This is a genomic window from Sulfitobacter sp. M13 (assembly GCF_053474885.1).
Genome location: NZ_CM130281.1, coordinates 1,401,733 through 1,416,234 on the forward strand (window position 1 = coordinate 1,401,733; position 14,502 = coordinate 1,416,234).

15 protein-coding genes and 1 other RNA gene are annotated in these 14,502 nt (G+C 59.0%); 14 read left to right on the plus strand and 2 right to left on the minus strand.

The window, feature by feature from the left end:
* The first annotated feature begins 177 nt into the window (after positions 1-177).
* The 7 genes from gatC to ACVBAU_RS06655 all read left to right on the plus strand — a co-directional run bounded on the left by gatC (position 178) and on the right by ACVBAU_RS06655 (position 5,081).
* Positions 178-465 carry an Asp-tRNA(Asn)/Glu-tRNA(Gln) amidotransferase subunit GatC gene (gene gatC, locus ACVBAU_RS06625; RefSeq protein ID WP_005852277.1) on the plus strand — a complete coding sequence of 96 codons (288 nt, stop codon included), beginning with the start codon at positions 178-180 and terminating at the stop codon, positions 463-465.
* On the plus strand, positions 465-1,952 hold the full coding sequence (gene gatA, locus ACVBAU_RS06630; protein ID WP_335745152.1) for an Asp-tRNA(Asn)/Glu-tRNA(Gln) amidotransferase subunit GatA: 1,488 nt from the start codon (positions 465-467) through the stop codon (positions 1,950-1,952). The genes gatC and gatA overlap by 1 nt, the downstream gene beginning before the upstream one ends.
* A 38-nt stretch (positions 1,953-1,990) precedes the next feature.
* The gene (locus ACVBAU_RS06635; protein ID WP_138923885.1) at positions 1,991-2,737 is read left to right on the plus strand and encodes a hypothetical protein; all 747 of its coding nucleotides are present in this window, start codon (positions 1,991-1,993) and stop codon (positions 2,735-2,737) included.
* Positions 2,738-2,742: 5 nt separating this feature from the next.
* On the plus strand, positions 2,743-3,402 hold the full coding sequence (locus ACVBAU_RS06640; protein ID WP_448328622.1) for an N-acetylmuramoyl-L-alanine amidase: 660 nt from the start codon (positions 2,743-2,745) through the stop codon (positions 3,400-3,402).
* A 100-nt stretch (positions 3,403-3,502) separates the two neighbouring features.
* Positions 3,503-3,914, plus strand: an RNA gene (gene rnpB, locus ACVBAU_RS06645) — RNase P RNA component class A.
* Between the two features lie 182 nt (positions 3,915-4,096).
* The gene (gene rpmG, locus ACVBAU_RS06650) at positions 4,097-4,264 is read left to right on the plus strand and encodes a 50S ribosomal protein L33 (protein ID WP_005852281.1); all 168 of its coding nucleotides are present in this window, start codon (positions 4,097-4,099) and stop codon (positions 4,262-4,264) included.
* Positions 4,265-4,391: 127 nt separating this feature from the next.
* Positions 4,392-5,081, plus strand: a complete 690-nt coding sequence (locus ACVBAU_RS06655) for a VIT1/CCC1 transporter family protein (protein WP_335745150.1) — start codon at positions 4,392-4,394, stop codon at positions 5,079-5,081.
* A gap of 236 nt (positions 5,082-5,317) precedes the next feature.
* Here the strand turns inward: ACVBAU_RS06655 and ACVBAU_RS06660 are convergent, their stop codons facing one another.
* Entirely contained in the window at positions 5,318-6,094 is a 777-nt protein-coding gene (locus ACVBAU_RS06660; protein WP_138923882.1) for a Bax inhibitor-1/YccA family protein, read from the minus strand.
* Positions 6,095-6,961: 867 nt separating this feature from the next.
* Between ACVBAU_RS06660 and ACVBAU_RS06665 the strand changes: the two genes are divergently transcribed.
* From ACVBAU_RS06665 to ACVBAU_RS06680, 4 genes are all read left to right on the plus strand, one after another.
* Entirely contained in the window at positions 6,962-7,336 is a 375-nt protein-coding gene (locus ACVBAU_RS06665) for a helix-turn-helix domain-containing protein (RefSeq protein ID WP_448328625.1), read from the plus strand.
* A 57-nt stretch (positions 7,337-7,393) separates the two neighbouring features.
* On the plus strand, positions 7,394-8,200 hold the full coding sequence (hisN, locus tag ACVBAU_RS06670) for a histidinol-phosphatase (RefSeq protein WP_171048922.1): 807 nt from the start codon (positions 7,394-7,396) through the stop codon (positions 8,198-8,200).
* A complete protein-coding gene (locus tag ACVBAU_RS06675) occupies positions 8,197-9,537 on the plus strand; it encodes an 8-oxoguanine deaminase (RefSeq protein WP_448328627.1) in 1,341 nt (446 codons plus the stop codon). The genes hisN and ACVBAU_RS06675 overlap by 4 nt, the downstream gene beginning before the upstream one ends.
* Before the next feature lie 98 nt (positions 9,538-9,635).
* Entirely contained in the window at positions 9,636-10,046 is a 411-nt protein-coding gene (locus ACVBAU_RS06680) for a CAP domain-containing protein (RefSeq protein ID WP_448328629.1), read from the plus strand.
* Between the two features lie 87 nt (positions 10,047-10,133).
* On the opposite strand, the gene guaD is transcribed toward ACVBAU_RS06680, so the two are convergent.
* A complete protein-coding gene (guaD, locus tag ACVBAU_RS06685) occupies positions 10,134-11,426 on the minus strand; it encodes a guanine deaminase (protein WP_448328631.1) in 1,293 nt (430 codons plus the stop codon).
* 117 nt (positions 11,427-11,543) lie between these two features.
* Between guaD and mgtE the strand changes: the two genes are divergently transcribed.
* The 3 genes from mgtE to ACVBAU_RS06700 all read left to right on the plus strand — a co-directional run bounded on the left by mgtE (position 11,544) and on the right by ACVBAU_RS06700 (position 14,391).
* The gene (gene mgtE, locus ACVBAU_RS06690) at positions 11,544-12,947 is read left to right on the plus strand and encodes a magnesium transporter (RefSeq protein WP_138923877.1); all 1,404 of its coding nucleotides are present in this window, start codon (positions 11,544-11,546) and stop codon (positions 12,945-12,947) included.
* Entirely contained in the window at positions 12,947-13,504 is a 558-nt protein-coding gene (locus tag ACVBAU_RS06695) for a 5-formyltetrahydrofolate cyclo-ligase (RefSeq protein ID WP_448328633.1), read from the plus strand. Before mgtE ends, ACVBAU_RS06695 begins: the two co-directional genes overlap by 1 nt.
* A 74-nt stretch (positions 13,505-13,578) precedes the next feature.
* Positions 13,579-14,391 carry a TIGR00282 family metallophosphoesterase gene (locus tag ACVBAU_RS06700; protein ID WP_093733825.1) on the plus strand — a complete coding sequence of 271 codons (813 nt, stop codon included), beginning with the start codon at positions 13,579-13,581 and terminating at the stop codon, positions 14,389-14,391.
* Positions 14,392-14,502 lie beyond the last annotated feature (111 nt).

Consider the following 14,502-nt stretch of genomic DNA (forward strand, 5'->3'; position numbering starts at 1 on the left):
TTATGTGGTGTCTTTCGCGGACTGTAGCGCGTGTTTGTGCTATGGGGAGCCTCCGGCTGGAGTTTATTTGGCAAAATGAAGGATCAACCGGCGCGATCAAGGGCTAGAAGCAGTGGCCAGACTTGCGGGGGCGGGCAGGGGGCGATAAACGGCACCCAATCAGATGAAGGAGCGCCCATGTCCATTGACGAGTCCACAGCCGCACGGGTGGCGAAACTGGCCCGCATCAAGGTCGAACCCGACGCCTTGCCCGCGCTGGCGCAAGAGTTCAACAATATCCTCGGCTTTATCGAGCAGCTGAACGAAGTCGATGTCGACGGGGTAGAGCCGATGACATCCGTAACACCTCAGGTGTTGAAAAAGCGCGAGGACGTGGTGCGCGATGGCGACCAGCAGGCCAAAGTGCTGGCCAATGCGCCCGATGCGCGTGAAGGATTTTTTGCGGTTCCGAAGGTGGTTGAATAATGGCTGATTTGAACAAACTGGGCCTTGCCGAAGCACGTGACGCGCTGCGCAAAGGCGACGTGACCTCGGCCGAGCTAACCGGCGCATGTTTGACCGCCATCGAAGGCGCGGGCGCGCTGAATGCATTCGTGCACCACACCGGTGATCTTGCGATGGATCAGGCCAAGGCGGCAGATGCGCGGATCAAATCCGGTGATGCGCCTGCGATGTGTGGTTTGCCAATCGGCATCAAGGACCTGTTCTGCACCAAAGGTGTGCCGTCGCAGGCCGCGTCGCGGATCCTTGAAGGCTTCGTGCCCGAGTATGAGAGCACCGTGTCGCAAAACCTGCTGGATAGTGGCGCGGTGATGTTGGGCAAGCTCAACATGGATGAATTCGCGATGGGCTCGTCGAATGAAACCTCCGTTTATGGCAATGCTGTGAACCCTTGGCGGCGGTCCGGCGATGACACTGCGCTGACGCCCGGCGGGTCTTCGGGCGGGTCGGCGGCGGCTGTAGCAGCCGACCTGTGTCTGGCGGCAACCGGCACCGATACGGGCGGTTCCATCCGCCAGCCTGCGGCCTTTACCGGCACCGTCGGGATCAAGCCGACCTATGGGCGCTGTTCCCGCTGGGGCATTGTGGCGTTTGCCTCTTCGCTGGATCAAGCGGGGCCAATGACCAAAACCGTACGCGACGCGGCAATCATGTTGGGCGCTATGGCCGGGTATGACGCCAAAGACAGCACCTCTGCCGAGCTGGCCGTGCCCGATTTCGAAGCGGCGCTGACGGGTGACATTCGGGGCAAAAAGATCGGTATCCCGCGCGAATACCGCATTGATGGCATCCCCGCAGAGATCGATAAACTGTGGCAGGACGGTATTGCCATGCTGCGCGATGCCGGGGCCGAGATCGTCGATATTTCCTTGCCGCACACGAAATACGCTTTGCCTGCCTATTACGTGATCGCGCCGGCGGAAGCCTCGTCGAACCTCGCCCGCTATGACGGGGTGCGCTATGGCCACCGCGCCAAACTGGACCACGGCGACGGCATCACAGAAATGTATGAAAAGACCCGCGCCGAAGGGTTCGGGGCCGAGGTGCAGCGCCGGGTTATGGTCGGTACCTATGTGCTAAGCGCGGGGTTCTACGACGCTTATTACAATCGGGCACGCAAGGTCCGTACCTTGATCAAGAAAGATTTCGAAGACGTATTTGCAGCAGGTATCGACAGCATCCTGACACCGACCACGCCGTCGGCGGCCTTTGGGCTGGGCGAGATGACGGATGCCGATCCGGTGGCGATGTATCTGAACGACGTCTTTACGGTCACCGTGAACCTCGCGGGGCTGCCTGGCATCGCGCTGCCGACCGGTATCAGCGACAAAGGGCTGCCCCTTGGTTTGCAACTGATTGGTCGCCCATGGGAAGAGGCCGATCTACTGTCTACCGCCTATGCGCTAGAGCAGGCGGCCGGCTTTGTAGCCAAGCCGCAAAAATGGTGGTAAACCCCCGCCGATAAACCAGAGCAGATAAAGCAGGTCCGATGATGATACGTTGTTCAATTGTTGCAGCCTTGGGGCTCGCCCTCTCGGCCTGCCAACCCGCGGTCCCCGACAGTGGACGGGGCGTCGGTTTCGACGGTTCATTCGATTCCGCGCAAGCGCAGCGGGATACGGCACTGGCAGGCGGGGCGGTGGCAAGTATGCCGGCACCAGCCACTGTAGATGCCACGCCGCTGGATGCCGTCAATGACGGCTCCCCCGCCGCTACGGCAGCTGCAACGGCGCGTATTCTGGATGCCACGCGCCCCGGTGGTCTGGGCAACGATGCCGCGACCAATTCGGGCGTGGCACCGGTCAACGCCAGCCCGTCGAACCCTGCGCCACCGGTGCTGGGGGCAGGGGGGATATCGCAAGAGAACAACTTTGACGCGGTGGCCGATGAGCGCAGTATCGAAGGGGATGCGGCCCGCATCGCGGCCAATCGTGCGCAATACCGTGTGGTGCAGCCCGAGGCGCTTCCGGATCGCGCCGACGCCGGCCCTAATATCGTAGCCTACGCATTGCAGAATTCCCATGCCGTTGGCACCGCGCAATATACCCGTCGCGGGTTCAACAAAGAACGCAAGTTCGCGCGGGCCTGCGCACAGTATTCACACCCCGATCAAGCGCAGATCGCCTTTCTGAGCGCTGGCGGGCCTACCAAAGACCGCGATGGCATGGACCCTGACGGCGATGGATATGCCTGCAACTGGGATCCAAGCCCCTACCGCAAAGGGGTGCAGGGCTAGGGCTGATGGTTGGCACGCCGCTGCACTGTAAATCTCCGAATCATGGGCCGCGCCGGAACGGGCTGCGGCCCTCTTTGATCGTGTTGCACTATACCGCAATGGACAGCGCCGAAGCCGCCTGTGCGCGCCTTTGTGACCCCGAGGCCGAAGTTTCGGCCCATTACCTCATCACCATGACGGGCGACACGGTGCCGCTGGTGCCAGAGGATCAGCGTGCCTGGCATGCGGGAGCCGGAGAGTGGCGGGGGCACTCTGACATCAATTCCCGCTCCATTGGGATCGAGCTCGATAATCGGGGCTCTCACCCGTTTCCCGAACCGCAGATGGCCATGCTCGAGACGTTACTGCGTGGCATCATGGACCGTTGGGCGATCCTGCCAGAAGGGGTCATAGGCCATTCCGATATGGCTCCTGGGCGCAAGGTAGACCCCGGCCCACGGTTCGACTGGCCCCGTCTGGCACGACAGAACCTCGCCGGAAAAGGAAACAGCCAGCGCGCGACTGCCGATCCTACGGTCGATGCCTTTGTCTCAGCAGCACGTGCGGCGGGCTACACGGCCACGCATGACATAGACCTTTTGTTGCAAAGCACACGCCTGCGCTTTGCACCTTGGCGCAAGGGGCCACTTTGCGCTGATGATATGGTCCTTGGGCATAATCTGTAGCATCACACCCGTTTCCAAATGGTTAAAAATCCTCGCCGAAGGCATCCGTCTGGCGAAACACATTGACCCCACCCGAATTTAGGCGCTAGGCGTGCAGCGCGCGGAAGGCTGGATGGCCGCGGTCTTGGCAACAAGGTCGAGGAAAGTCCGGACTCCCAGAAGAAACGGTGCCGGGTAACGCCCGGGCGGGGTAACCCGACGGATAGCGCCACAGAAAATAGACCGCCGCTTTGACGGGTCGGGCAACCGATACCACCGGAGAGGTAAGGGTGAAACGGTGCGGTAAGAGCGCACCGCGGAGGTGGTAACATCTCTGGCAAGGCAAGCCCCACCGGGAGCAATGCCAAATAGGGACCGCGCGCCGTGTCTGGCAAAAGGCAAGGCGGGGCTACTTCTGCCCCAGCAGGTCCGGGTTGGCAGCTGTAGCCATGCAGGTAACTGTGTGGTCAGAGGAATGGTCATCCCCCGTTGTAAAGCGGGGACAAAATCCGGCTTATAGGCCTTCCGCGCATATTTACGGGCCAGCTCTCCTTATTTCGGGGTGGGAATGCCGGAAAATATCAATTTTTACGGTTCGTTTGGGCCGTGAGTTCGAAATAGCGGTTGACTCAGGCGCAGGCGTGACTAGAACCCAAAACTCAGGATTTCACGAGCGGTCGAACGGCGGCCGGCTCGTCGTTGCAGGAGAACGACTATGGCGAAGCCAACCACGATCAAGATCCGTCTGAACTCGTCCGCGGGCACAGGCCATTTTTACGTCACTAAGAAAAACGCACGTACCATGACCGAGAAAATGGTCATCAAGAAGTACGACCCCGTTATTCGCAAGCACGTTGAATACAAAGAAGGCAAGATCAAGTAAGATCTTACTGTCGACGCGATATGAGGGCCGCGCCTAGTGCGCGGCCTTTTGCGTTTCTATACCCCGGACAGTTGAACAGGCCTGTCGCTGCGGGCCTGTGTCGCGTTTGAGCGCAAGGAGGCGGGTCATGCCCAAGGAAGGCCATTACATCAACCGCAGCAACTGGCTGCGCGCCGCCGTCTTGGGGGCAAATGATGGAATCGTGTCAATCTCGAGCCTTTTGGTCGGCGTCACCTCGGCAGGGATGGAGACGGGCAATATCGCCCTAACCGGTTTCGCCGGATTGACGGCCGGGGCCTTGTCGATGGCGGCAGGGGAATATGTATCCGTTTCGGCGCAGGCCGATGTGGAGGCCGCTGATCTAGAGCGTGAACGCGTCGCTCTGGAAGAAGACCCCGACTACGAGCTGGAAGAGCTGGCCGAAGGGTTGGAGAGCCGCGGTGTCGATGCCGCGCTTGCCGTTGAGGTTGCGGCGCAGATGACGGACCATGACGCCCTGGGGGCGCATGCGCGCGAAGAGCTTGGCATGTTCGGCTTGGCAGGACAGGCAAACCCGCTACAGGCCGCAGGTGCATCGGCCCTTGCCTTTGCCCTTGGTGGGGCCTTCCCTCTGCTCGCCGCGCTCTGTGCGCCCGAGGGGCAGGGGCTATGGCCAATTGCCCTGACTGCCGTGCTCGCGCTGATTTTACTTGGTGGCGGCGGTGCCCGGCTCGGGGGGGCACCCATGAGGGCTGCTATTATCCGCGCCGTGGTCTGGGGGGCGCTTGCGATGGCGGTGACCGCTGGGCTGGGCCAGATCTTTAATGTGGCGGTGTAGGGTTGCGACGCGCCGTAAAGTGCAGCGGCGAAGATCCCTAAAAAGCGACCGGACCATCCGTTCTAGGTAGTGTCTTACCTAAGTATCTCGGTCTGAACGTACGATGAATTGTTCGGCCAGACCTGTTTTCAGTTGCGAAAGAGACCCCCTACCCAAGACAAAAAAAAACGCCCACCGGCTCGAAAGTCGGTGGGCGTTATTTTTCACGTCTGCCGAAACAGGGCGGACAGCGTGTTTTACTCGCGGTTGCCGAAAAGCTGAAGTAACATCATGAACATGTTGATGAAGTTCAGGTATAGGCTCAGGGCACCCATGATACCGGATTTTTGCAGCCACTCCTGATCGCCGTGGTGCGCATGGGCCAAGTAGGTGTTCTTGATATTTTGGGTGTCATAAGCGGTAAGACCAGCAAAAATCAGAACGCCAATGGCCGAAATCGCAAAGACCAGTGCAGGCGAGGCAAGGAAGATGTTCACGATCGACGCGACCACCAGACCAATCACCCCCATAATAAGGAAGCTTCCCCAGCCAGAAATGTCCTTTTTGGTGGTGTACCCCCAGAGCGAAAGGCTAGCGAACGCAATAGAGGTGACGAGGAAGATCTGAATGATCGAATATCCGGTGAAGACCAGGAAAATCGAACTGATCGAGACGCCCATAACCGCAGCAAAGGCATAAAACAGCGTTTGTGCAGTCGCAGCCGAGATCTTGTTCATCGCAGCGCTAAGTCCGAACACAAAGGCGAGCGGAGCAAGCATCACGACCCATTTCAAAGGCGACGTGTACAACGCAGCCCCTAAGGCCGTCAGGTACTTGTCAGGGCCGATCTGCGCCGCTGCGGCCGAGGGATCCGTCGTAACAGCGAGGCCAGAGATGGCCCAAGCCGCTGCAAAGGTGATCAACATGCCGATAGACATGGTGCCATACACCTTGTTCATATGGGTGCGCAGCCCTTCATCGATAGCGGCGGCGCGGGATCCGGCAGCGGACCGGATTGTGTTCACGTCAGCCATGAATATCCTCCAAATAATAGACGTGTTGCAAAGTCGGTTTTCCGACCTCGGTATTGTGTCAAATATCGGCATCCACGCCATTGTTTTCAAGTGCTTTCACACTCAAATACGCAAGGTAGCGTAAGTTCGACGCGGTGCTTTGCCAAATGCCGCGCAACTGGGCGATGTCTTGCGATAAAGGATTAATCCTAGCGACTTCTGTCGTGCTCTGAATGCTGTCTATAGAACATTTGTGCACATTTACCTAACGCGGGCGCTAGATTGGGAGTGTGACGGCATTAGGATGGGCCGTTTCGGCAGATGTCGTAACCCTACACCATGTATTAAGGTTTGTGGTGCAATCTTCAGTCAATGAAACCGATGATTCTCGCCGACCGCAGCTCTCGCACTTTTTGTAACGTTTTCGTTCCCACTGCGATTGACGCGAATAATTTTTGCTGTGAGCGAAAGACCGCGTACTACCGTGCGATGTCAAAGTGTCACATGCAGGGTGAGCTACGGTGTTGATATGTAACCGAATCTGTTTCGTGCATAAGCAGGGCAGGGTCACTGAAGGGGAATAATAACCAAGGATGCCGCAAAGCTACAGGTGCATGATTGGCCAAGATCATATGCAATCTACATTTCGCCCGCTAGGTTTACTTCTCGTATAAGGGGTAATTCATTCACTCAATCAACGCGTGATTGGGTGTTGCGGTTAAATGAGATGATAACTGAACGTATGTCCATTTTCATTTTATTTGCGCATAGCGATGAGATTTGTAACTAGCACGTTTTGTCGGAAAGGACCACGTGAATTGGTCACTTCCTCAATACTACAATTGCAAGCGTCGAAATTATGGGCGCTGAATTAGAAAGAAGATCGTGATGCCTCACAAAGTAGATGTTCATGTTGGCCAGCGGATACGACAGCGCCGTTGGTTGACCGGCATGACCCAGCAGCGCCTGGCAGAGCTTGTTGGCATAAAGTTTCAGCAGATCCAGAAGTATGAGACAGGCGCAAACCGCGTCAGCGCCTCTAGGCTCTGGGATATTGCCTTTGCTCTGAATGTCGATGTGGCCCATTTCTTCGAGGGGCTAGAGGCGGAAAAACCTCAGACCGAGAAAGGGCTGGAAAACATACCTGCTGATCTGGTCGGGGATAAAGAAGCGATGGACCTCATCCGCTCCTATTATGCCATCCCAGAAAACCAGCGTCGGCGGTTATTCGAATTGGCGCGTGTGCTGAGTGATGTTGCTTAATCGCTAACGCAAACTGTTATCTTGCAAGGATCTGGCGAAAGTGTCAGATCGGTAGCCATGATACAGAACTTGCATTCGGATCCCGATATACTTCGTGTGGGTCATCTACTGGCTGATGCAGCGCGTACGGCAATACTCCCCCATTTTCGACAACCTGATCTGCTTGCGGACAATAAGTTTCAAATTGGCTATGATCCGGTTACGGAAGCTGATCGAGCTGCCGAACGGGCAATGCGCGAGATTCTAGAGCGCGAACGGCCAGACGACGCAATTTTGGGCGAGGAATACGGATCCACCGAAGGAACTTCCGGACTAACCTGGGTACTGGACCCGATCGACGGAACCCGTGGGTTTGTATCCGGTACGCCCACTTGGGGCGTGTTGATCGCGCTCAGCGATGCGAACGGCCCGTTTTTCGGTATCATCGACCAACCCTATATCCGCGAGCGTTTTTTAGGGTATGGCGAACGGGCCGAGGTCATGGGGCCGTCGGGGGCGTACGCCTTGCAAACGCGAAGCCCTCGGCCCTTGGCCCAAGCCACCGTTTTCACGACATTTCCCGAAGTCGGCTCGGCCCCTGAAGGTGCGGCCTTTGCCAAAGTTTCACAACATGCGCGGCTGACGCGTTTTGGGATGGATTGCTATGCCTATGCTTTGGTGGCTTCAGGTCAGGTCGATCTGGTCATAGAAGCCTCGCTGCAACCCTATGATATTCAAGCACCTATTGCTGTGGTGCAGGCGGCGGGCGGTATCGTGACGGATTGGGACGGTGGCCCGGCTCATAACGGCGGCCGTGCAATTGCGGCAGCCAATAGCGAAATACACGCCGAAGCTTTAGAGTTCCTTAAGAATTGTCCGCTATGACCGAACTGCTGATACGCAACGCTGATCATCTTGTTACTATGGATGACACGCGTCGCGAATTGGTCGCGGCTGATGTCCTGTTGGCCGATGGTGTCATTGCAGCGGTAGGACATAACCTGTCAACCGAGGGGGAGGTGATTGAAGCATCAGGGTGTGTTGTGACGCCTGGATTGGTGAATACCCATCACCACCTCTATCAAAGCCTGACGCGGGCAGTGCCAGGTGGTCAGGACGCGCTGCTGTTTGGATGGTTGAAGACGCTCTACCCCATCTGGGCGCGTTTCACGCCGGATCATATGTTTGTTTCGGCGCAGGTCGGGCTGGCCGAACTTGCCTTGTCGGGGTGCACATTAAGTTCGGATCATCTCTATATGTATCCCAATGGCAGCCGGCTGGAAGATACGATCCATGCTGCAGCAGAACTGGGGATGCGGTTTCAGCCAACGCGCGGCGCGATGAGCATCGGGGAAAGCGACGGCGGCTTGCCGCCTGATGCTTTGGTCGAGCGTGAGGCGGCGATACTGGAGGATTGCATACGGCTGATCGACGGTTTCCATGACGGGGCGGCATCCTCTATGTGCCGTGTTGGGATCGCGCCTTGCTCACCTTTCTCTGTGAGTAGGGAGTTGATGCGCGATGCGGCGCTGTTGGCACGGGACAAGGGTGTCATGCTTCATACCCATCTTGCCGAAAACGCCGAAGATGTTGCCTATTCGCTGGCGCGGTTTGGGTGTCGCCCCGGACAATATGCGCAAGATCTGGGTTGGGTCGGTCCCGATGTCTGGCATGCACATTGCGTCGAACTTGACCCCAGCGAAATCGCGCTGTTTGCGCAGACCAAAACAGGCGTTGCGCATTGCCCCTGTTCGAATTGCCGCTTGGGGTCGGGGATAGCTCCCGTTCGGGCCATGCGGGATGCAGGCGTGCCGGTGGGTCTTGGGGTCGACGGGTCGGCCAGCAATGACGCAGGAAATCTCGTGGCCGAAGCCCGGCAAGCTATGCTGCTGCAACGGGTCTCGGGCGGGGCCAACGCCATGAGTGCACGTGAGGCGCTAGAGATAGCGACGCGCGGCGGGGCGGATATTCTAGGGCGGCCCGAATGCGGGCGGATCGCCGTCGGTGGGCGTGCGGATATTGCCATTTGGGATGTCAGCGGGATTGCAAGCGCGGGCAGCTGGGATCCGGCCGCGTTGTTGCTTGCCGGACCAACTTCTGTCCGAGACTTACTGGTCGAAGGGCGCAGGGTGGTAAGGGACGGGCAGGTTGTGACCATAGACTTGCCCGCGCAAATCGCGCGGCAGAACCAACTGGCGCGGGCCCTTCGCGATACTCTTTGATACCGCATTTGGCGGCGCGAGTTTATGAAGGAAGTCCGTTTGTATAAGCGCTGCGGAACGAGGGTGGTTTGATAATACGTATTGCTAGACAGCTTGGCATGGCGATTGTGATGATCGTTGCTGCGATCTGCTCTGCCGCGGCAGACCCGCTATCGGTAAAGATGCTGAATGCGATGCGCGCACGAGAGGGCGTCGCGCCGTTAACTTATTCATTCAGCTTGGAAGCTGCAGCGCGCGCCCATGCGCTGGACATGGCCCGGCACGGGTATTTCGCTCATAGCGGTCTGGATGGCTCGGGTGTTGGCGACCGGGCGCGCGCGCAGGGGTATCACTGGTGCTATGTCGCTGAAAACCTTGCCAAGGGTCAGCGTGAACTGGCGCAGGTGATGCAGGGATGGGCGCAGTCACCACCGCATTTCCGCAACATGATGAACAGCAATGCGCGCGCCTTTGGCCTGTTTCAGGGCCCAGACCGCATTTGGGCGATGGTCTTGGCTGCGCCCTGCTAGGATAGACCCGTGGCGGCGCTGCCTGTTGTTCGTGCGGGACGCGCCGCGGGGAGTTTCAGGGGCAAAATGAAGCGACCGAGTGTGGCGCTAGCCCCGCCGCACCCCGTTAACCCAGACATCATCGATCGCACGGTCGTCGCCCATCATGATGGTCGCGAAAAGCTGGTCCCAGGTGTTTTGGGCATTCTCGCTTCGCTGCTTGATCGCTGGGGTAGAGGCGAGGTCAAGGATCGTGATGTCAGCCTCGTATCCTTCGCCGAGCGTGCCGATCTTATCGTGCAGGTGGAGGCTGCGGGCAGAGCCAGCTGTTGCCAACCACATCAGCTGTGCCGCGTGGGTGGGGGTGCCGCGCAGCTGACCGATTTCATAAGCTGCGGCCATCGTGCGCAACATGGAAAAGGATGATCCGCCGCCGGTGTCTGTCGCCAAACCGATGGGGATGCGCCGCGCCGCGATCTGCGCCATGTCGAACAAACCTGATCCGATAAAGGTATTCGATGTCGGGCAATGCACAACGGATGCGCCGCTATCGGCAAGGCGGTCGACCTCGCGCGGGGTCAGATGGATCGCGTGACCAAAGACCGCGCGGTCACGCACCAGCCCGTGTTCTTCGTAGGTGTCCAGATAATCGCGGGCATGAGGCACAAGGTCTTTGACCCAGGCAATTTCGTCGACCTGTTCGCTCAGGTGCGTCTGCATCAGGCAGGCGGGGCGTTCCGACCAAAGCGCCCCGAGTGCCGCCAGCTGTTCGGGCGTCGACGTGGGCGTGAACCGCGGCGTGATCGCATAGCTGGCGCGGCCCTTGTCGTGCCAGCGGTCAATGAGTGCCTTGCTGTCATCATAGGCGGATTGCGCGGTGTCGCGCAGCCCTTCGGGTGCGTTGCGGTCCATGCAGGTCTTGCCCGCTACGATCCTTTGGCCACGCGCTGCCGCCGCCTCGAATATGGCGTCGACGCTGGTGGGGGCGATGGTGGCGAAGGAGCATACTGTGGTGGTACCGTTGGCCAGTGTCAGGTCCAGATAGCGCCCGGCGATATCGCGGGCATATGCGGGATCGCACAGGCGCATTTCCTCGGGGAAGGTGTAGGTGTTGAGCCAGTCAATGAGCCGTTTTCCCCAGCTCGCGATGATTGCGGTTTGGGGGTAGTGTACATGGGCGTCCACAAATCCCGGGCAGATCAGCCGGTCGCCGTAGTCTTTGACCGTTGCTTGCGGATGTGCCTTGCGCAGATCGCCGGCGCGGCCCACGGCCTTGATATGCGCGCCCTCAATCAGAACCGCGCCGTCGCTATCGATACGGACTGTATCCTCCCACGGGTCAGAGAGGGGATTGCCCGTAAAACGGAGCGTTTGGCCAAGGAGGAGTGTTTGTGTTTTCATGCGGCTTGTCTAACCCCAGCCCGCAGCGGCCACAATCCGTTTGGGTACGGTTCCGCGCCATTGTATCCGCGCTTTGCCCCGCATATGGTCTGCACAAATTCGTAAGTGGGGGCAGCTATGGTTGACGACGCGCAGGAACTTGAACTCTCCCCCGATGCTGAGGACGAAGCCGAGGCATACCGGCTGAACAAAAAGGCTGTGGCGTCCATCCTTTATGCGGTGGAAATCGACGACGCCGCCAAGCTGACAGAGCTGATGGAACCGCTGCATGCGGCCGATATCGCCGACCTTCTGGAACAGATCAGCGCGTTCGAGCGGACCAAGCTGATCCGGCTTTATGACCGTGAGTTCGATGGTGAAATCCTGTCTGAGCTCGACGAATCGATCCGCGAAGAAGTCATTGCCATTTTGACGCCCGAAGTGTTGTCGGATGCTGTACGCGACATGGACAGCGATGATGTTGTCGACCTCATCGAAGACCTTGAGGATGCGCAGGCCGAAACCATTCTGGGTGCCTTGGAAGATGCCGACCGGGTCGCGGTTGAGCAGGCGCTGAACTATCCTGAATACTCGGCCGGTCGTTTGATGCAGCGCGAGGTCGTGATGGCACCGGAGCATTGGACGGTGGGCGAGGTGATCGACCACCTGCGCGCCACCCCCGAAGAAGACCTGCCTGACCAGTTCTATCACATTGTTATGGTCGATCCGCGTCTACATCCGGTGGGTAATGTCACGTTGGGCAAACTGATGCGGTCCAAGCGCGCCACGCCGATGCGTGATATTCTAGAAGACACGTTTCAGGTCATCCCCGCCTTACGTGACGAAGGCGATGTGGCCTATGCGTTCAACCAGTACCACCTCATTTCGGCCCCGGTTGTCGACGACGAAGGCCGTCTGATCGGTGTGATCACCATTGATGACGCCATGTCCGTGCTCGACGAGGAACACGAAGAAGACATTCTGCGGCTTGCCGGTGTCGGGGAGGGCTCTCTGTCCGACCGCGTGATAGAAACGACAAAGCAGCGTTTGCCTTGGCTTGCAGTGAACCTTTTGACCGCGATCGCAGCGTCGATGGTGATTTCGCAGTTCGAGGCCGCGATTACGCAGATCGTCGCGCTGGCGGTTTTGATGCCCATCGTCGCCTCTATGGGCGGCAATGCAGGCACTCAAAGTTTGACCGTCGCCGTGCGCGCCATTGCGACCCGCGATTTGACCGGATCGAATGTCTGGCGCGTGATCCGTCGTGAATGTCTGGTGGGCCTCGTGAACGGCTTGATTTTCGCCATCATCATGGGGGTCGTTGGCCTCTTGTGGTTCGGTTCGCCCGCCCTCGGGTATGTGATAGCGACCGCGATGGTCATCAATATGGTCGTGGCGGGACTGGCAGGGACGGGCATCCCGATCCTGCTTGAACGGTTCGGCGTCGATCCCGCGCTTGCCTCTGGGGCTTTCGTGACCACAGTGACGGATGTCGTGGGCTTTTTTGCCTTTCTCGGGCTGGCCGCTGCGGTTTTGCTGTGATGGATATGATTGCGACCAAAGCTGCGGCACGCAAGGCTGCTTTCGCCCGTCGCAAGCCGCTGTTTGATACGGCAAACGCCGCTCAGGCGGGGTATCTAAGCGAAGTGCTGGCTGGGTATCGTGGCGTGCCGCTGTCCGGCTTTCTACCCATCCGCACAGAGATCGACCCGCGCCCGGCCCTGGCCGAAGCGGCAGCGCATGGGCCCGTGGGCGTGCCGGTGATCATGGGGCCGGCGCAACCCTTGCGATTTTCGCGCTGGACGTCCGAGACCGCGCTGGTGGACGGTGTATTTGGGGCGCCAATCCCCGCTTTAGATGACTTTTTCGACCCCGAGATTGTGATCGTGCCGCTGCTGGCGTTCAACCGCTCTGGCGGGCGTCTGGGGTATGGCGGCGGGTTTTACGACCGCACGCTTGAACAGCTGCGCGCGCGGCGCGCGACCTTGGCGATCGGATTTTCTTTTGCGGGACAAGAGGTTGACGATCTGCCGCTTGAACCCACAGACCAGCCGCTTGATCTGATCGTGACAGAGACGGGCGTGATCGAGATCGGCTAGCCCGACCGGCACAAGCGCAAAAACTCCAGCGTCGCCCCTTGCCCTCGGGCGCTGCGCAGCCTAACGCTGGGGGTATGAAAATACTCTTCCTCGGCGATGTCATGGGCCGCGCGGGCCGCCGCGCAATCAGCGAAAACCTTTCCCGTTTGCGGACGGAATGGAAGCTCGATTTTGTCGTGGTGAACGGTGAAAACGCCACCTCTGGCATGGGGCTGTCTGGCAGCCACGCCAAAGCGCTCCTGGACGCGGGCGCAGATTGCCTGACCCTGGGCGACCACGCGTTCGATCAAAAAGACATGCTGAGCTTTATCGAACAAGAACCGCGCGTCATCCGTCCCCTGAATTTTTCCAAAAACGCACCGGGTAAAGGCGCACGGTTGTTCACCGCCCAGAACGGGCGCAAGGTGCTGGTGACGCAAGCGCTTGGTCAGGTCTTCATGAAACGCCCCTTTGACGATCCGTTTTCGGCGCTCGAACCCGTGCTCAAAACCCATCCGCTGGGGGGCATGGCCTCTGCGGTGATTGTCGATATGCATTGCGAAGCTACATCCGAAAAGATGGCGATGGGGCATTGGTGCGATGGCCGCGCCAGCCTTGTTGTGGGCACGCATACCCATGTGCCGACCTCTGACGCGATGATCCTGCCCGGCGGGACAGCCTATTTGACGGATGCTGGCATGACCGGCGACTATCATTCGGTCATCGGGATGGAAAAAACCGAACCCCTGCGCCGGTTTATCACGGGCATGCCCAAGGACCGGTTCACCCCCGCCAACGAAGAGGCGACCCTGTCCGGCGTCTATATCGAGACGGACGACCGCACCGGCAAGGCGACGCGCATCGTGCCCGTGCGTCAAGGCGGCAAGCTGCAGCAAAGCGCCCCATAACCGCCATGCTGCGGGGGATGACAGACCCGTATCCGGAATAGCGCAGGGCAGGGGCATCTGACAGTTGCCCCAAGGCGGCGCTTGCCGTGGACGAAGCAATCGACGAAACTG